Raw genomic sequence first — 18,414 nt, forward strand, 5'->3', positions numbered from 1 at the left:
ATAAAAAATAATTAAGGTCTTTGGTTTTTGCCAAAGTAATAAGATAATGCTGCGCCTATAAAAGCAATAGCCGCAAAAAGGTAACCGCCATTATCTGTTATGTAATGTGCAGCAAAAGCCATTATTGTGTTTAAGAAAAAGCCAAAGTAAGCCCATTCTTTAAGTATTTTAGAAAAATTAGTCCAAATAACAATAAGGCCTAAGATTTTAGCAATTGCTAGCGGGTATACCAAGTATGTAGGGTAGCCTAAATGCGTAAAGTATCCAGAAATTGCATCGTAATTAAAGAAATAGTTGTAAATAGAAAAGCACATAATTGCAGTAAGCAATAATGTGCCAATCCAATAAAGTATGTTGTTTATGTTCATAAAAGAGCTTTATGCAAATTTACGTTCAATAATTGCCATAAAACGTTCTTCGTACTCTTCTTTTCCTACCCAGTTGTTATAATCTGGTTTTACCATATTTACAATAAAGGAAACAGACCTTTCCTCTGTATCAATAGTACTTAGCTGAGATAATACCCTTTGGTAATCCTCATTGCTATCGTTAAACAAGTGTTTTACAAATGCAAGTCTGTCATTTAAACCAATTTTTATATCACCAGTAACGCTGTTAGTCACAACTTTTTCTTTAGTAACAGCAGCCTTAACTTCTGTTTCGGGCATAAAAAGCTCTTGGTCGTTTTTTGCGTATTCGGGTTTTTTAGCAAACTCGTTAAGCATATCGTCAGTCGCTTTTGGTTCTTCCATTTCTGGCATCATATCCATAATGGTAGTTATACCAGGTGTTATAATATCTTCTTGGTGCGGATTACTTTCTGGCACAGATGTGTTTTCATAAATAACTGCGTTTGCTAATTTTTCAAACTTTTCTGCAATAATATTTTTAGTAACATCTACCTCTACATCGTGTAACTTCTCTTCAATAAATTTTAACACTGCTAATTTCTCGTATAAATTTTTTGCAGTTTCATACAAATCAGAAACATTATCTAATTCGTTGGAAGTTAGTATGTCCGTAGACATTTTCATTAATTCTTGTTTTAATTTTTCCTTCATCTCCCTAATATTTTAAAACCTTGTGTGGCGAAAATTTTCAATAATTTTAATCGATCTACCAAATAAGAACGAAAAACGCTTTATTTTCGTCTAAAAATACAAAATGTTTCTTGAAAATACGGTGAACCCCAAAGAACAATTTGGCTGGATAGAGGTTATTTGCGGATCTATGTTCTCTGGTAAGACAGAAGAATTAATTAGAAGACTTAAACGTGCGCAGTTTGCCAAGCAAAAAGTTGAAATTTTTAAGCCTATTGTAGATACGCGCTACCATGAAGAAATGGTAGTGTCTCATGATGCTAACGAAATAAGATCTACACCTGTGCCTGCTGCTGCAAATATACGGTTGTTGGCAGATGGTTGTGATGTTGTAGGTATAGACGAAGCACAATTTTTTGATGACGAAATTGTTACAGTTTGTAATGATTTAGCTAACAAAGGCATACGTGTTTTGGTAGCAGGTTTAGATATGGACTTTAAAGGAAACCCATTTGGTCCAATGCCAGCCTTAATGGCTACAGCCGAGTATGTAACTAAAGTGCATGCAATTTGTACACGTACGGGTAACTTAGCCAATTATAGTTTTAGAAAATCTAATAATGATAATTTAGTAATGCTAGGTGAAACCGAAGAGTATGAGCCATTAAGTAGAGCAGCATATTACAAAGCAATGCTTAAAGAAAAGGTAAAAACTATAGACGTAGACGCAGAGCAAATAAAAGACCCAAAAAAAGATAGTAATGCCTAAGGCAACAGAAACTGTTCTAGAAATTAACTTAAATTATTTAGAGCAAAACTACAAATACCTAAAATCTAAACTAGCGCCAAACACAATGTTTTTGGCGGTGGTTAAAGCATTTGCATATGGTAGTGATCAAGTGCAAATCGCCAAAAAAATAACAGAGTTAGGAGCAAATTATTTAGCTGTTGCATATACTAGCGAAGGTGTTGCAATACGCAAAGCAGGCATACAAACACCTATATTAGTACTGCATCCGCAAGAAGTAAATTTTGAAGAAATTGTGGCTTATAATTTAGAGCCAAGTATCTATTCTACCAGAATTTTAGATCAGTTTATAAAATATACTTCATCAATAAATAAAGAAGATTATCCTGTACATTTAAAATTTAATACAGGCTTAAATAGGTTGGGTTTTTTAGAGGGCGATATAGATCAAATTGTAACAAAAATAAAAGGAACAAGAACTATTAAAGTAGCTTCAGCTTTTTCTCATTTAGCAGCATCAGAAGATATAAACGAGAAGGAGTTTACAGAACAGCAAATACACTATTTTAAAAGCATAAGTACTAAGCTAGATAATTTGCTGGGGTATTCACCTATAAAACATATGTGTAATACATCTGGCATATTAAATTATCCAGACGCACACTTTAATATGGTACGTAGTGGTATTGGGTTGTATGGTTTTGGTAACGATCCTAAGTATGATACGCACTTAAAACCAATAGCAAGTTTAAAAACAGTAATTTCTCAGTTACATTATTTAAAGCCAAACCAAAGCGTAGGGTATAATATGGCATACAAAGCCACCCATAAAATGGTAACAGCAACACTACCTTTAGGTCACGCAGATGGTATTTATAGAATTTATGGCAACCAAAAAGGATTTGTATTTATTAATGGTAAAAAAGCACCAATAGTTGGCAATACCTGTATGGATATGATTATGGTAGACGTAACCAATATAAATTGTATAGAAGGTGATGAGGCTATTGTTTTTAATGAAGTGCATGCTGCAGATGCATTAGCTACTGCAGCAGGCACAATCTCTTATGAATTGGTTACAGGCATATCTCAACGTGTTAACAGAGTTTTTATTTTTTAAGAAAATTTTAAGAAACTGTATTTTTTAGTATCTTGCAGCTATTAACTAAATAAATACACTAAACATGTTAAAAGAATTTAAGAATTTTATTATGACCGGTAATGTAATTGATTTTGCAGTTGCGGTTATTATGGCTACGGCTTTAGGCGGAGTTATTAATGGTTTTGTAAACAACATCGCAATGCCATTTGTAGGTTACTTTGCAGGAGGTATGAACTTTGAAGACCTTCACGTAGCAATGGACGGTAAAGACTATGCTACTTTAGCAGCAGCTAAAGAAGCAGGTGGAGCTGTAATTGCTTACGGTGCTTGGATTAACACAATTATTAACTTATTAATAGTAGGTTTGGTAATGTTCTTAATCGTAAAAGCTTACAACAAAACAAAAACTCCTCCGGCTCCAGCTGCACCAGCAGGACCAACACAAGAAGAGTTATTAGCACAAATTAGAGATTTACTAAAAAAGTAATTCCCTAATAACTACATACTACCGCCAAGCTCACCATTAAGCTTGGCGGTTTTTTTTTATTTCTTTTTCAAATGTTACAAATAAAACAATTTGTTATATTTATTTTATTCTATTAAAACTTGCTTGGCGGTTAAACTACATTAAACTACATTTGTTATTCTAAATATTAAAAAAATGAAAGTAGCCGTAGTTGGTGCCACAGGAATGGTAGGAGAAGTAATGCTTAACGTGTTACGCGAACGTAATTTTCCATTAACAGAGTTGTTATTAGTAGCCTCAGAACGTTCTGTAGGTAAAAAAATGACCTATAACGGCAAAGAACACACCGTTATTGGTTTAGCAGATGCAGTAGCAGCTAAACCAGATTTAGCTATTTTTTCTGCAGGCGGAGATACCTCTTTAGAATGGGCTCCAAAATTTGCAGAGGTTGGTACAACCGTAGTAGATAATTCTTCTGCTTGGCGTATGGATCCTACAAAAAAATTAATAGTTCCAGAAATTAATGCAAGTGAACTAACCAAAGAAGACAAAATTATTGCAAATCCAAACTGCTCTACCATACAATTGGTAATGGTTTTGGCGCCTTTGCATAAAAAATATAAAATGAAACGTGTAGTTGTTTCTACCTACCAATCTGTTTCTGGTACTGGTGTAAAAGCAGTAAAACAATTAGAAAACGAGATTGCAGGAGTAAAAGGAGAAATGGCTTATCCTTATCCAATTAGCAGAAATGCGTTACCACATTGTGACGTTTTTATGGATAACGGCTACACAAAAGAAGAGATGAAACTATCTCGTGAGCCACAAAAAATATTTAACGATCGTACCTTCTCATTAACAGCAACAGCAGTGCGTATACCAACAGCAGGTGGCCACTCAGAGTCTGTAAACGTAGAGTTTTATAATGATGCAGACGTTAGCGAGGTAAGGCAAGTATTAAGCAAAACAGCAGGCGTAGTTGTACAAGATAATCCAGATACAAACACCTACCCAATGCCAGTTTACGCACATAATAAAGACGATGTTTTTGTAGGGCGTATACGTAGAGATGAGTCGCAAGCAAACACATTAAATATGTGGATAGTTGCAGATAACCTACGTAAAGGAGCAGCAACAAATGCAGTGCAAATTGCAGAATACCTTAACAATAATAAGTTACTGTAATACGCAGTTTTAGTTTTGGGTGTTCCTAACGGGCGGGCTTTACATTGCAATCTTTTTTAAGAAAAATAAAAAAGGATTTTCATTACAATCCCTAACACAAAATTTAAAAACCTTTAAGAAGAATGTTTCTTAAAGGTTTTTTTGTTTTATTTTTAAAAACATAAAGCGCTAAATTCAATACAGTTAAGTTTTATCAACCTAAAAATAAACAAATTCTTATGAAACATTTAAGCATATTTATTTTTACGGCTATTACTTTTGTAGCTTGTAAATCACCCTCAAAAAAAGAAGCAATTATGACCTCATATCCATCAACCAAAAAGGTAGATACAGTTACAAATTATTTTGGCACAACTGTAGCAGATCCTTACCGCTGGTTAGAAGATGACCGCAGTACAGAAACAGAGTCTTGGGTTAAAGAGCAAAATAATACAACCTTTGGGTATTTAGATCAAATTCCGTTTAGAGAAAGCCTAAAACAAAGATTAGAAAAACTTTGGAATTATGAGAAACTAGGAGCTCCTTATAAGGAAGGAGATTACACCTATTTTTCAAAAAATAATGGATTACAAAATCAATCTGTAATCTATAGAAAAAAAGATGGCGAAGAAGAGATTTTTCTAGATCCTAACAAGTTTTCAGAAGATGGTACAACATCATTAGCAGGTTTAAGTTTTTCTAAAGATGGTTCTTTGGCAGCGTACTTAATATCTGAAGGTGGTAGCGACTGGAGAAAAATAATTGTTTTAGACGCAAAAACAAAAAATATAGTAGAAGATACCTTAGTAGATGTAAAATTTAGTGGCTTATCTTGGAAAGGTAACGAGGGCTTCTTTTACTCTAGTTATGACAAGCCAAAAGGGAGCGAGTTGTCTGCAAAAACAGATCAGCACAAACTATACTACCATAAACTAAAAACATCGCAAAGCACAGATGAGCTGGTTTTTGGAGGCACAGCAGAAGAAAAACATAGGTATGTTGGCGGTAGTGTTACCGAGGATGGTAAATATTTGCAAATTACAGCAGCAGTATCTACATCTGGTAATAAATTATTTTTAAAAGACTTAGAAACTAATGAGGTAAAAACAGTAGTTGAACACACAAAATCTGATACTTATGTAATAGATAATGTTGGCACTAAGCTATATGTAGTAACCAACTTAAACGCACCTAACCAAAAAATAGTTGTTACAGATTTTAATAATCCAACACCAGAAAATTGGGTAGATTTTATACCAGAAACTGAAAATGTGCTTACTGCAGGTACAGGTGGTGGTTACTTTTTTGCCAATTATATGGTAGATGCTATTTCTAAAGTATTACAATATAATTACAATGGAGATTTGGTACGTACCATAGAGTTGCCAGGTGTTGGTACAGCTTCAGGTTTTGGAGGTAAAAAAGAAGAAAAAGAGTTTTACTTCTCATTTACAAATTATAATACTCCAGGATCATCTTACAGTTATAATGTAGAAACAGGAAAATACAAACAATATTGGAGTCCAAACATAGATTTTAACTCAGAGGGTTACGAGTCTAAACAAGTATTTTATACCTCTAAGGATGGTACTAAAATACCAATGATAATTACCTATAAAAAAGGATTAGAGTTAAACGGTAAAAACCCAACTATACTTTATGGTTATGGTGGTTTTAATGTAAGCTTAACTCCTAGTTTTAGTATTAGTAATGCCGTATGGATGGAGCAAGGCGGAGTATATGCAGTACCTAATTTAAGAGGTGGTGGTGAGTATGGTAAAAAATGGCATGATGCAGGTACAAAGCAGCAAAAGCAAAACGTTTTTGACGATTTTATTGCAGCAGCAGAATACTTAATAGAAAACAAGTACACAACACCAGAGTATTTGGCACTTAGAGGTGGTTCTAACGGAGGTTTACTGGTTGGTGCAACAATGACGCAGCGTCCAGATTTAGCTAAAGTAGCTTTGCCCGCAGTAGGCGTTTTAGATATGTTACGCTACCATACATTTACAGCAGGTGCAGGTTGGGCTTATGACTATGGTACAGCAGAAGACAACAAAGAAATGTTTAATTATTTATTAGGCTACTCACCAGTGCATAACGTTAAAAAAGGAGTAGCATACCCTGCAACTTTAATAACTACAGGAGATCATGACGACCGTGTAGTGCCTGCTCATAGTTTTAAATTTGCGGCAGAGTTGCAAGAAAAACAATCTGGTAACAACCCAACATTAATTAGAATAGATATTAATGCAGGTCACGGAGCGGGCAAATCTACCGAAGCTATAATTAATGAGCAGGTAGATGTACAAGCATTTACATTATTTAATATGGGATATACAGAGTTGCCAAATCAGGCAGTTTTAAAAGATTTTAAAGAATAAGAACTATTAATTATAAAAAAATCCGTTTCTTATGAGAGACGGATTTTTTCAATTTTATGCTACACGTAAATAACATTACATTTTCATACAACACAACGCCAGTTTTAAAAAACATAGACTTTACAGTAAATGAAGGCGAATACCTTGCCATTTTAGGAGAAAGCGGCAGCGGAAAAAGCACACTTTTAAAAATTATATATGGTCTTCTTCAGTTAAAGGAAGGGACTATTTTTTGGAAAGACAACCAAGTTTTAGGGCCAGATTACAATTTAATTCCAGGAGAAAAGTATATGAAATACTTGTCTCAGGATTTTGACTTAATGCCTTTTCTTACTGTTGAAGAAAATGTGAGTCAGTATTTATCTGTTTTTTATCCAGAAGAACTAAAAGAAAGAACAGAAGAGCTTTTAGAAATGGTAGAAATGACCAGTTTTGCTAAAACAAAAGTGAAATTGTTAAGTGGCGGTCAGCAACAACGTGTTGCTTTGGCTAGAGTATTAGCGCAAGAACCAGAGTTGTTATTATTAGACGAACCCTTTAGTCATATAGATAATTTCAGAAAAAACAGCTTGCGTAGACGACTTTTTGGATACTTAAAGCGTAAAAAAATTACGTGTATAGTTGCTACCCATGACGAGAAAGAAGTGTTGCCATTTGCAGATCGTATTTTAGTAATAAAAGATGAAGAAATAATTGCAAATGAAAAGACAGAGATACTATACAACAACCCAAAGTCATTATACATAGCAAGTTTATTTGCAGAGGCAAACTTAGTTCCTGTTTCTACTATAAAAGAGTATACAAAAACTAAAAAAGATATTGTGGTATATGCACACGAATTTAAAGTATCTGAAACTTCTGGAATAGAAGTACGTGTAATTAATAGTTATGCAATGGGATCTTATTATTTAATGGAAGGGATAACAGAAGATCAGAGTTTGTTTTTTACGGATAGTAAAAGTATTGAGGTTGGTAAAAATGTATTCTTAAATGTTTCTTTAGAAGTACTAAATAAAAGACTAGCTTAATTTTGAATACAACACAAATAATACAAGAATTACAATTTAAAGCAGTGCGTAGTAGTGGCGCTGGTGGTCAGCACGTAAATAAAGTTTCTACTAAAATAGAGCTTACGTATGATTTGCAAAACTCTACAGCAGTTACAGATAAAGAAAAAGAACGACTGTTACTAAAACTAAGTAACAGACTTACAAAAGAAAATGTATTGTTGTTACAGTGCGATGATTCTAGGAGTCAGCATAAAAACAAAGAGTTGGCTATAAAACGTTTTTTAGAGCTAGTAAAGTCGGCCTTAATTGTCCCTAAAAAGCGTAAAAAAACAAAGCCATCTAGATCTGCAATAGAAAAACGATTGAACACTAAAAAGAAATCGGCCTTAAAAAAAGCAAATCGTAAAAAGCCAAGTTTAGAATAATAAATTCATTTGCTAGTTTAAAAATTGAAACAATAGTTATTACCGCAAACTTAATTTTCATGAAGTATTTATCTGTAATTTTTTTGTTTTTATTACTCTCTTGTTCTTCAAAAACTAATAATGAAAAAAACAAAGAAGTTAGAAGGGTAATTAATGTTGATTATGGCGTTATGGCATTTTCAGATATTCAAAAGGAAAATAATATAATTATTAAGAAATTAGAAGATTGTATAAACTCAAAGGAGTTTATCGATTATTCTAAATTTTGGGATAAAAATGACACATTAATATTTGATTATCCATACCATGATCTTTATACTACTGTAAATAATAATTATCCAGCATATAAACCTACGGTAGTTGGTTTACAAAAAATAGCATTAGATAAATATCAAATAAAAATAGCGGTTATAGGCAAACCAGAAGGTTTTTTTTCTTTAGATTATGTATATAATGTTTATGCGATTAAAAATGATAAGGGTGATTTTGTTTTTAAAAATGTAATATCAGATAATTTAAGTAAGTGGAAAAACACACAAATTGATAACATAACTTATTATTATTCAGGAGAACGAATTCTTAATTATGAAAACATAGATAAACAGAAAAAATTTGAAACTGATTTATCTATGTTTTTAGAGCAAGAAAAAATTAATTATAAATACATAATTTGTAAAAACACTAATGAGATATATGGTCTTTTAGGCTATGATTATCTTGATATGATGTTTTATACAAAACAAATTGGAGGTCTTGCTTATTCCTATCAAAATATTTTTTTCTCAGGTAACGACACTGAATTTTATGCACATGAGGTAACACATATTTATTTAAACAAGAAATTCCCAAAAATTCATTCAGTTATTGATGAGGGTTTTGCTACATATAAAGGTGGCTCTAAGGGGTTAAATTATGAAAAGCATATAGAGTTATTACAAGAGTATATATCTACAAAAGAAATAAGTATAGGAGAATATTTATTTGATGAAGATAAAAGGCATACAATTATTGGTTCAAAGTCATCAATAATGTATTCAGCAGGTGCTTTTTTATGTCATTTAGCTTATAGTAAACATGGTAAAGAAGGACTATTTAAACTATTAAATAGTGGTAAATCGGATGAAAATTTAAAGTCTACAATAGAAAATGTGTTTCAAATACATTTTAAAGAATTTGATAATTTCTTTAATAATGAACTAGAAAAAAATAATTATGATTGATAATCTTATAAGAGGTTAAAACAGAAATTATTTATACCATCTAATTACTTATTTAAAAGAGGGTAATATCCTACTTAAAACAACAATGTAAAAACTGTTTCTTGGTTTGGAGTACTTCTTAATTTTAAGCTTCCGCCGTGTAATCTTAAGATCTGTTTAGACAAACTAAGTCCAATTCCAGTTCCGGTATTTTTGGTTGTAAAAAACGGAATAAAAATCTCATCTATTAAATCTGGAGGTATTCCAGGGCCATTATCTGTAACAGTAATAAATTTTTCTTTTTCATTTGTGATGCCAGCGGTAACAGTAATATTTCCGTTCTCTTGTTCGCCTATAGATTGTACTGCATTTTTACATAAGTTTAAAAGTACTTGAGTAATTTGTTTTTCATCTATAAAAAACTCTAAGTTTTCTGTTGTTAAATTAGATGAAAAATTAATATTGATATTCTGGTTTTCCTGATCTATTAGCACAAACACTTTGTGTATTAATTGTTCTGCTTTTACAAGACTTTTGTCTGGTGCCGGAATACTTAAAAAACTACGATAACTTTGTACAAAGTCCATTAAGTTATTTCCTTGTTCTTTTACAACAGCTAAGCCTTTAGAGGTGTTTTGTATGTGTTTTTCAGTTAATTCCTCAAGTGGTATTAATCCGTCTTCTTTTTTGTAATAATTTAAAATAGATTCAGATATTGATGTTATTGGCGCTATAGTATTCATAATTTCGTGGGTTAAAACTCGTATAAGTTTTTCCCATGAATCGGCCTCTTTTTCTTCTAACTCTCTTTGTATATCTTGTACAACTACCAATAATAAATTTTGGTTGTCTAGTGTAACAGTAGTAGATTTTAAGGTAAGTTGTATTTTCTCTCTTTCGTTAGTTAACTCAATTAACTTACGTTGAAAAGGCTCTAGCTTGGCAAACAAATCGTATAATTTTTTATCTACTTGCTCTAGCTGTTTAATATGGTTTAGCGGTTTGTAATTTAGTAAATGTTCTACTCTAGGGTTAGCAAATAAAATGTGTCCTTTGCTATTAATGGTTAAAATACCAATATCTGCGTGTTTAAGTATTTCCTGATAGTATTTTTCTTGTACTTGGTTTTTAACATGTACTTTATGTATCATAGCATTAAGCATGTTAAGACTGCGATTAAGTTCTTTTAAAGATTTTACATTTTCATACTCAGGAAAACGCAACGTAAAATCTTCATTTTTTATAGACTCAAAAAAGTATGCAATTTTACGATTGGTATGGTTTACATATTTTATTAAATATGCGGTTAGTAAAACCAAAACAATTAAAAATACAGCAGCAATAATGTACTCTTTTTGCACACTAAAATAGGCTAGTCCAATGGCAGAAAGTGTAATAAAGATAACCCTAAGAACTAACTGAAAATAGAAACTTTTACTCGCCATTTTCAGATTTTTTAATTTTGTTATACAATGTTTGTCTAGAAATTCCTAGTTGGTTTGCTGCAGCACTATAATTACCGTCGTGCTTTTTTAGAGCATCATTAATAAGTAGTAATTCCATTTCTGATAAGGTAACATTTGCAGTATCTAATGTAGGTGTTCCTTTTTCATTTAAAATAAAGTCGGTTGGTTTTAGCACGCTTCCATCGCATAAAATAACAGCTCTTTCCATAGTATGTTGTAATTCTCTAACATTACCAGGCCAACTATATGCTAGTAATTTTTCTTGTGCAAGGTTATTAATACGCAAACCAAGTTTGCCATATTTAGTCATAAATTTAGTGAGGTAAAAATCGGCCAAAATTAAAATGTCGCCATCTCTTTCTCTAAGTGCAGGTACTTCTACGTGTATGGTATTTATACGGTATACTAAATCTTCTCGAAAAAGACCATCAGCAACCATTTTTTCTAGATTGCAATTGGTGGCACAAATTAAGCGTATATCTACAGGTATAGGTTTGTTAGAGCCTACACGCACCACAACTCTGTTTTGTATAGCAGATAGTAGTTTAGCCTGAGTTTGTAAGCTTAGGTTTCCTATTTCATCTAAAAATAAGGTTCCGCCATTTGCAGCTTCAAACTTACCAGCTCTATCTTCTTTGGCATCTGTAAAAGCCCCTTTGGTGTGCCCAAAAAGTTCACTTTCAAACAAGGTTTCAGATATAGAACCCATATCAACCCCTATAAAAACCTCATTTTTACGGTTAGATAAGTTATGTAGTTCTCTTGCTATTAATTCTTTACCTGTTCCGTTTTCTCCGGTTACCAATACATTTACGTCTGTTTTAGCTACTTTTTGTACTAGGTTTAGAACAGAGGTTAATGCTTTAGAATTACCAATGATGTAGTTTTTATTCTGGTTAATAACCTGCTTTAAAGAACTCTCTTTTTCTTTTAGTTTAGAAACTTCTTTTTGAGATTTACGTAATTGGTAAGCAGATTTTAATGTGGCTAGTAGCTTGTCATTATTCCACGGTTTTAAAATAAAATCTGTAGCGCCTTCTTTTAATGCTTGTACCGCAAGGTCTATTGCGCCATACGCTGTCATCATAATAACAGAAATATGCGGAGCACGTTTTTTAATTTCTCTATTCCAATACAAACCTTCATTACCAGTGTTAACACCGGCAGAAAAGTTCATATCTAAAAGAACAATGTCGTAATCAGCTAAATTTTCAAATGAAGATAATAAGTTAGGATTTCCTAAGGTATCTACTTTTTCATATTCAAACTGTAATAAAATTTCTAAAGCACTTAGTACACTTTTGTTATCATCTACAATTAATACTTTACCTTTTTGCATTATAAAGTTGTTTGGGTTGAGGAAGGTTTATGCATTAAAACTACAAATGTTATACATTACAATTTTATAAGTGTAAAAAAATTAGACATTATTTGTATATATATTTTACACTTGTATTTTAGTTTCATCACTTAAAAACTTTTAAACAACTGTAAATCAATCTATTGTGTTTTTGGCACAACAATGGCTTTAGTTTTGGCACACAATAAAAATTATGAACGTAAAAATTAAACATATTCTATTTTTAGTACTGTTGGTAAGCTTGCCAAGTAGTGCACAACAAAGTTGGTCTTTAGATGAGTGTATAAGTTATGCTGTTACGCATAATTTAGAATTAAAAAATCAGGAATATACAGTTGCATCAAGCAAAGAAACCCACAAGCAAGCTGTGCGTAATTTGCTGCCAAGTATAAACGGTTCTGCAAGTTATGATATTAGATATGGTAGATCTGTAGATCCAAATAACAATAATATAATAGACACAGATTTTTTCTCTAACAATTACAATTTAAATTCTTCTTTAGATATTTTTAGAGGTTTTCAGAGAATAAATAGTATAAAAGCAACAAAGTACATTTATAAAGCAGTACAAGAAGATGCAGAACAGCAAAAGTATTTGTTGGCATTTAGAGTAATGTCTGCCTTTTATGATATTCGTTTTTTTCAAGGCGCTTTAAAAATTGCTAAAGAGCAAGTAAGTATATCAGATACAAATTATGCATTTGTAAAAAAGCAATTAGAGTTAGGTTTAATTGCACAGGCAGATATGTACGAGGCAGAATCTGTTTTGTTAACAGATAAGTTAGCAGTGACCCAAGCAGAAAACCAATTGGCAGCAGCTAAACTAAATTTAATACAAGAAATGAATTTAGAAAATGTGTCTACCATAACCTTAAAAGCAGATGCTTTAAACCTAAAAAAAGTAGCAGATACTACGTTGCAAACCAACACAGTTTATAGTAAGGCGCAAACATTTTTGCCAAGTATAAAAGCAGGGCAATTAAAAGTAAAGGCAGCTCAAAAACAGGTAGCTATTGCAAAAGGAGGTTTGTACCCGTCATTATCTTTATTTGCAGGCTATGGCACAGGTTATTATGAAACCAATGTAGACGATATTACTAACGAAATAATATCATTTAAAAACCAAATAAGAGACAACGCATCTAGGTCTATAGGTTTGTCTATGAACATTCCTATTAGCAATAAATGGTCTGGCAGATCAGAAATTAAACAACAAAAAATAGCGTTGCAACAAGCAGAAAATAATTTAAAAATTCAGGAACAAGAGTTGTACAAATTAATACAACAATTGGTACAAGAAAAAAATGCTTTAGAAGTAGAAAATTTACAGAGCTTAAAAAAGTTAAAAGCACAAGAGCTTAGTTTTTCTATAGCACAAAAAAAGTACGAAAAAGAAATGATTTCTGCTGTAGAGCTATACCAAGCAAAAGTACTGTATACCACAGCACAAAACGAGAATTTACAAGTGCAAATAAGATTAAAAGTAAACCAAAGTACACTAGATTTTTACAACGGATTACCAGTATTTAACATCAACTAATAAGAACAATATAGATGGATATTCAACTAGAAAAGAAAAAAGGATTACGCCCAAAACACTACGCATATATTGCAATTGGGCTAGTAGTAGCTTTTGCAGCATATAAAATAATATGGAGCAGTTCTGTGTCTACCTTTAGAACAGAAAAAGACAAACTATCTGTAAGTGCAGTTACACAAGGTAAGTTTGACGATTACATAACCATTAACGGTAGCGCAGCACCAATAGCAACTATTTATATGGATGCTTATGAAGGTGGTAGAGTAACCGAAAAACTGATAGAAGAAGGCGCTATGGTTAAAAAAGGTGACATTATTCTAAAGCTAGAAAACAGTAACCTTTACGAGCAAATTTTAGCTAGTGAAAGTAACTTAGCGCTAAAACAAAACGATTTAAGATCTACCAAATTAACCTTTGACTCTAGGCAAGTAGAAGGGCGTAAGTCTTTAGCAACAGCATCATACGAGTTAACACGTTTAAAACGTAATTACGAGCAAAACCAAGAGCTATATAAAGACGGATTAATATCTAAAGAAGCATTTTTAACTGCAAAAGAAAATTACGAGTTATCTTTAAAACAGCACAACATTGTAAAAATACAAACAGAGCAAGATGATAAAATGCGTAACACATCACTTGCTGGGTTAGATACAGATTTAAGCAGAATGCAAAAAACTTTATCTATGGTTTATGAGCGTTTAGACCATTTAAATGTACGTGCGCCAGCAGATGGTCAATTAGGTTTTTTAGATGCAGAAATTGGTCAAAGCATAAACCAAGGTCAGCGTATAGGACAAATAAACGTACTAACAGACTATAAAATAGAAGCAGAAATAGACGAGCATTATATAGACCGTGTAAAAAGAGATTTAAACGCCTCTTTTGAGCGTAACGGTAAAACATACAACCTGCGTTTGCGTAAAGTGTACCCAGAGGTTCGTGGCGGTAAGTTTAAGGTAGACTTAGTATTTACAGCAGAAAAACCAGAAAATATACGTGCAGGACAAAGCTTTAATGTAAAACTACAATTAGGAGCCTCATCAGATGCACTTTTAGTATCTAAAGGTAGTTTTTTTCAGAGCACAGGAGGCCAGTGGATTTTTGTAGTAAACCCAGATGGTACAGAGGCATTAAAACGTAACATTAGAATAGGCAAACAAAACTCTAAATATTACGAGGTGTTAGAAGGGCTGCAAGCTGGTGAAAAAGTAATAACCTCTAATTACGACACTTTTGGTGAAGCAGAAAAAATAGTTTTAAAATAGGGTGTTCCCTACGGGCGGGCTTTACGTTGCAATCTTTTTTAAGAAAAATAAAAAAGGATTTACACTACAATCCCTAACACAAAATATAATCACATTAAAAAATCAATCAACAAAATGATACAAATTAAAGACCTTAAAAAAAGTTTTAGAACAGAAGAAGTAGAAACCCTAGCACTAAACAGTGTAAACCTAAATGTGGGTCAAGGAGAATTTGTTGCCATAATGGGGCCATCAGGTTGTGGCAAATCTACCTTACTAAATATAATAGGTATGTTAGACAATCCGTCAGAAGGTAGTTACCAATTTGCAGGCCATGAAGTAGGAGGCTTAAAAGAAAACCAACGTACAGGTTTGCGCAAAGGCAACTTAGGTTTTGTTTTTCAGAGCTTTAATTTAATAGATGAACTAACCGTTTTTGAAAACGTAGAGCTGCCACTTATCTATTTAAAAATGAACAAAGCAGAACGCAAACAAAAAGTAACAGAAGTTTTAGAGCGTATGAAAATTGCACACAGAGAAAAACACTTTCCACAGCAATTATCTGGCGGTCAGCAACAACGTGTAGCCATTGCCAGAGCAGTAGTTACAAACCCAAAACTAATACTTGCAGATGAGCCAACAGGTAACCTAGACTCTAAAAACGGAATAGAGGTAATGAACCTGTTAACCGAGTTAAACCAAGAAGGCACAACAATAGTAATGGTAACACACTCAGACAGAGACTCGCACTACGCACACAGAGTAGTAAACCTTTTTGACGGCCAAATAGTAACAGAAAGTCACAACAAACCTTTTGAGGCAGTGGCATCAAAATAAGTAGAGTTCATCATCAATCAAAATCATCAATCAATCAATCAATCAAAATAGCCAATCACCATGTTCAAAAATTATTTTAAAATTGCGTTTAGGAGTCTATTAAAAAATAAAGGCTATAGTTTTCTCAATATTTTTGGATTAGCAATGGGTATTACCTGCGCCAGTCTTATTTTTTTATGGGTAGAAGATGAGGTAAACTACGACGCAGTTTTTCCTAATAAAGAACAGGTGTATTACTTGCCAACAAACCAACAATATAATGGTGAGTGGCGCACATTTACTTCTACTCCCGGACCTTTAGCAGAAGCTTTAAAAAAGGAAGTTCCTGGAATTATAAATGCTACTAGGTATAGAGATGAAGAACGCCTTTTTAAACAAGGAGATAAATCTTTATATAAAAAAGGGAGTTATGTAGATTCAGATTTTTTAGACATTTTTAGTCTAGAATTTATACAAGGAGATGCAAACACAGCATTGGAAGATACAGACGCCATAATACTTACCAATGAAACAGCATCACAATTATTTGGAGCTGGCAACAATGCGGTTGGTAGAACCATAGAACTAGACAATAAATACAGTTACACCGTTACAGGTGTTGTTGTAGATTTTCCTAAAAATGTTACTGTAAATTTTGATTGGCTAGCGTCTTTTGATGCATACGCTAAAGACAAAGATTATTTAAATGCTTGGGGAAATAACTCTGTAGACACGTATATACAATTAGACCAAAAAGTAGATGCAGCAGTTGTAAATACAGCTGTAAAAAAGTTTTTACAAACAAAAGTAGAAGATAGTGATACTTATGCCTTTATGCATAGTATGCTAGACTGGCGTTTACGTGATAATTTTGAAGGCGGAGTGCAAGTTGGTGGTAGAATAGTGTATGTGAATTTATTCTCTGTAATTGCTTGGATTATCTTAATAATTGCCTGTATTAATTTTATGAATCTTTCTACGGCACGTAGTGCTAAAAGAGCTAATGAGGTTGGTGTGCGTAAAGTTTTAGGAGCTGGTCGCAAACGTTTAATTTTTCAGTTTGTAACAGAATCTTTAGTTATTTCTGCAATAGCTACATTGGTAAGCGTATTACTAATATTTTTAGTGTTGCCACAATTTAATATCATTATAGAAAAACAATTGGTAATGGGGTTAGCCAACCCTATACATTGGTTAGTTTTACTTGGTATAACTGTTTTTTGTGGTGTTTTTGCAGGCTGCTACCCAGCATTTTATTTGTCTTCATTTTTACCTGTAACAGTTTTAAAAGGTATTAGTAGCAACCAAAAAGGATCTGTTTTTATTAGAAAAGGCCTTGTGGTAACCCAATTTGCAGCATCAATAATATTAATAATATGCACTATAGTGGTGTATAAGCAAGTACAACATGTAAAAAACAGACAGTTAGGGTATAATAAAGCAAACCTTGTTACAATGAGTGTAAGGGGTGATATGGTTAAAAATTATACTGCTATAAAGCAACAGATGCTTGCCTCAGGCTTAATAAGTAATGTAGGTTTAAACAGTTACAACACTTTATCTATAGGCAATAATGGGTCTGGAGCAACTTGGTCTGGTATGGCAGATGAAAATAATGAAATGCTTATATCATTTAGGTATATAAATTCAGATTTTCTTTCTACTGCAGGTATGGAGGTTGTTGATGGAAGAAACTTTAAACAAAAACCAGAACTAGACAGTGTAAATTTTATAATAACAGAGTCGTTTGCCAAACTAATAGACCCAGTATCTGCTGTAGGTAAAAGCATCTATTTTGGAGAAGACAAATACAATGTTGTTGGTGTAGTTAAAGACTTTTTATATGGTGATATGTACGGGAAGAGCGATCCTGTAATTTTTCTTAACGCACCTACAGAGGCACAATATATGTATGTGCGTATTGCTAAATCTGCAGATACTAAAAAAGCTATAGCAGCAATGGCAGGTGTTATGCAAAAAAACAACACAGCTTTTCCGTTTGAGTATGAGTTTGTAGACGATGCATTTAACCAAAAGTTTAAAAGCGAAATGTTGGTAGGCACATTATCTAAACTATTTGCAATATTGGCCATACTTATCTCTTGTTTAGGTTTGTTTGGCTTAGCCGCATACACATCAGAACAAAGAAGTAAAGAAATTGGTGTACGTAAAGTTCTAGGAGCTAGCGTAGCTAATATAGTAAACCTACTTTCTAAAGATTTTATTAGGCTAGTACTCTTGTCTATTGCTATAGCCATACCGTTGGCTTGGTGGGCAATGTCTAGCTGGTTACAAAGTTATGCTTACCGCATAAACATACAATGGTGGATGTTTGCTTTGGCAGGCTTAGGAGCCATTACAATTGCTATGTTAACTGTAAGTTTTCAGGCAATAAAAGCGGCTATAAATAATCCTGTAAAAAGCTTGCGTACAGAGTAACACATCAT

At 32.8% G+C, this 18,414-nt stretch carries 16 protein-coding genes; 12 read left to right on the forward strand and 4 right to left on the reverse strand.

Going from position 1 to position 18,414, the window contains the following annotated elements; all coding sequences use genetic code 11:
- Positions 1-11 precede the first annotated feature (11 nt).
- The gene (locus tag AX016_RS04840; protein WP_100894537.1) at positions 12-368 is read right to left on the reverse strand and encodes a DoxX family protein; all 357 of its coding nucleotides are present in this window, start codon (positions 366-368) and stop codon (positions 12-14) included.
- Positions 369-377: 9 nt separating this feature from the next.
- A complete protein-coding gene (locus AX016_RS04845; RefSeq protein ID WP_100894538.1) occupies positions 378-1,061 on the reverse strand; it encodes a hypothetical protein in 684 nt (227 codons plus the stop codon).
- Between the two features lie 103 nt (positions 1,062-1,164).
- Here AX016_RS04845 and AX016_RS04850 point away from each other — a divergent pair, with 103 nt between their 5' ends.
- From AX016_RS04850 to AX016_RS04885, 8 genes are all read left to right on the forward strand, one after another.
- Positions 1,165-1,809: a thymidine kinase gene (locus AX016_RS04850; RefSeq protein WP_013620760.1), complete on the forward strand. Its 645-nt coding sequence runs from the start codon at positions 1,165-1,167 to the stop codon at positions 1,807-1,809.
- Positions 1,802-2,908, forward strand: a complete 1,107-nt coding sequence (gene alr / locus AX016_RS04855) for an alanine racemase (RefSeq protein WP_100894539.1) — start codon at positions 1,802-1,804, stop codon at positions 2,906-2,908. Before AX016_RS04850 ends, alr begins: the two co-directional genes overlap by 8 nt.
- Before the next feature lie 64 nt (positions 2,909-2,972).
- A complete protein-coding gene (gene mscL / locus AX016_RS04860) occupies positions 2,973-3,377 on the forward strand; it encodes a large conductance mechanosensitive channel protein MscL (protein WP_100894540.1) in 405 nt (134 codons plus the stop codon).
- 174 nt (positions 3,378-3,551) lie between these two features.
- On the forward strand, positions 3,552-4,541 hold the full coding sequence (locus AX016_RS04865) for an aspartate-semialdehyde dehydrogenase (protein WP_100894541.1): 990 nt from the start codon (positions 3,552-3,554) through the stop codon (positions 4,539-4,541).
- 218 nt (positions 4,542-4,759) lie between these two features.
- Positions 4,760-6,907, forward strand: coding sequence for a prolyl oligopeptidase family serine peptidase (locus AX016_RS04870; RefSeq protein WP_100894542.1), 2,148 nt, complete (start codon positions 4,760-4,762; stop codon positions 6,905-6,907).
- 56 nt (positions 6,908-6,963) lie between these two features.
- A complete protein-coding gene (locus AX016_RS04875) occupies positions 6,964-7,935 on the forward strand; it encodes an ABC transporter ATP-binding protein (protein WP_100894543.1) in 972 nt (323 codons plus the stop codon).
- Positions 7,936-7,937: 2 nt separating this feature from the next.
- Positions 7,938-8,342 (forward strand): alternative ribosome rescue aminoacyl-tRNA hydrolase ArfB, encoded by a 405-nt coding sequence (arfB, locus tag AX016_RS04880; RefSeq protein WP_100894544.1) that lies wholly within the window; start codon positions 7,938-7,940, stop codon positions 8,340-8,342.
- A 59-nt stretch (positions 8,343-8,401) separates the two neighbouring features.
- Complete coding sequence (locus tag AX016_RS04885) at positions 8,402-9,562, forward strand: hypothetical protein (RefSeq protein ID WP_100894545.1); 1,161 nt, start codon at positions 8,402-8,404, stop codon at positions 9,560-9,562.
- 74 nt (positions 9,563-9,636) lie between these two features.
- Here the strand turns inward: AX016_RS04885 and AX016_RS04890 are convergent, their stop codons facing one another.
- Positions 9,637-10,986: a sensor histidine kinase gene (locus AX016_RS04890; protein ID WP_100894546.1), complete on the reverse strand. Its 1,350-nt coding sequence runs from the start codon at positions 10,984-10,986 to the stop codon at positions 9,637-9,639.
- The gene (locus tag AX016_RS04895) at positions 10,976-12,346 is read right to left on the reverse strand and encodes a sigma-54-dependent transcriptional regulator (RefSeq protein WP_100894547.1); all 1,371 of its coding nucleotides are present in this window, start codon (positions 12,344-12,346) and stop codon (positions 10,976-10,978) included. Before AX016_RS04895 ends, AX016_RS04890 begins: the two co-directional genes overlap by 11 nt.
- A gap of 214 nt (positions 12,347-12,560) precedes the next feature.
- On the opposite strand from AX016_RS04895, the gene AX016_RS04900 reads away from it, so the two are divergent.
- From AX016_RS04900 to AX016_RS04915, 4 genes are all read left to right on the forward strand, one after another.
- Positions 12,561-13,907: a TolC family protein gene (locus tag AX016_RS04900; protein WP_100894548.1), complete on the forward strand. Its 1,347-nt coding sequence runs from the start codon at positions 12,561-12,563 to the stop codon at positions 13,905-13,907.
- A 14-nt stretch (positions 13,908-13,921) separates the two neighbouring features.
- Entirely contained in the window at positions 13,922-15,172 is a 1,251-nt protein-coding gene (locus AX016_RS04905; protein WP_100894549.1) for an efflux RND transporter periplasmic adaptor subunit, read from the forward strand.
- Positions 15,173-15,286: 114 nt separating this feature from the next.
- On the forward strand, positions 15,287-15,988 hold the full coding sequence (locus AX016_RS04910) for an ABC transporter ATP-binding protein (RefSeq protein ID WP_013620748.1): 702 nt from the start codon (positions 15,287-15,289) through the stop codon (positions 15,986-15,988).
- A 60-nt stretch (positions 15,989-16,048) separates the two neighbouring features.
- Entirely contained in the window at positions 16,049-18,406 is a 2,358-nt protein-coding gene (locus tag AX016_RS04915) for an ABC transporter permease (RefSeq protein ID WP_100894550.1), read from the forward strand.
- The last annotated feature ends 8 nt before the right edge of the window (positions 18,407-18,414 follow it).

The organism is Cellulophaga sp. RHA19 (genome assembly GCF_002813425.1).
GTDB lineage: Bacteria > Bacteroidota > Bacteroidia > Flavobacteriales > Flavobacteriaceae > Cellulophaga.

Excerpts from the sequence above, each read along its gene's own strand:
- AX016_RS04840 (WP_100894537.1), bottom strand. The coding sequence starts at position 368 with ATGAACATAAACAACATACTTTATTGGATTGGCACATTATTGCTTACT.
- AX016_RS04845 (WP_100894538.1), bottom strand. The coding sequence starts at position 1,061 with ATGAAGGAAAAATTAAAACAAGAATTAATGAAAATGTCTACGGACATA.
- AX016_RS04850 (WP_013620760.1), top strand. The coding sequence starts at position 1,165 with ATGTTTCTTGAAAATACGGTGAACCCCAAAGAACAATTTGGCTGGATA.
- alr (WP_100894539.1), top strand. The coding sequence starts at position 1,802 with ATGCCTAAGGCAACAGAAACTGTTCTAGAAATTAACTTAAATTATTTA.
- mscL (WP_100894540.1), top strand. The coding sequence starts at position 2,973 with ATGTTAAAAGAATTTAAGAATTTTATTATGACCGGTAATGTAATTGAT.
- AX016_RS04865 (WP_100894541.1), top strand. The coding sequence starts at position 3,552 with ATGAAAGTAGCCGTAGTTGGTGCCACAGGAATGGTAGGAGAAGTAATG.
- AX016_RS04870 (WP_100894542.1), top strand. The coding sequence starts at position 4,760 with ATGAAACATTTAAGCATATTTATTTTTACGGCTATTACTTTTGTAGCT.
- AX016_RS04875 (WP_100894543.1), top strand. The coding sequence starts at position 6,964 with ATGCTACACGTAAATAACATTACATTTTCATACAACACAACGCCAGTT.
- AX016_RS04885 (WP_100894545.1), top strand. The coding sequence starts at position 8,402 with ATGAAGTATTTATCTGTAATTTTTTTGTTTTTATTACTCTCTTGTTCT.
- AX016_RS04890 (WP_100894546.1), bottom strand. The coding sequence starts at position 10,986 with ATGGCGAGTAAAAGTTTCTATTTTCAGTTAGTTCTTAGGGTTATCTTT.
- AX016_RS04895 (WP_100894547.1), bottom strand. The coding sequence starts at position 12,346 with ATGCAAAAAGGTAAAGTATTAATTGTAGATGATAACAAAAGTGTACTA.
- AX016_RS04900 (WP_100894548.1), top strand. The coding sequence starts at position 12,561 with ATGAACGTAAAAATTAAACATATTCTATTTTTAGTACTGTTGGTAAGC.
- AX016_RS04905 (WP_100894549.1), top strand. The coding sequence starts at position 13,922 with ATGGATATTCAACTAGAAAAGAAAAAAGGATTACGCCCAAAACACTAC.
- AX016_RS04910 (WP_013620748.1), top strand. The coding sequence starts at position 15,287 with ATGATACAAATTAAAGACCTTAAAAAAAGTTTTAGAACAGAAGAAGTA.
- AX016_RS04915 (WP_100894550.1), top strand. The coding sequence starts at position 16,049 with ATGTTCAAAAATTATTTTAAAATTGCGTTTAGGAGTCTATTAAAAAAT.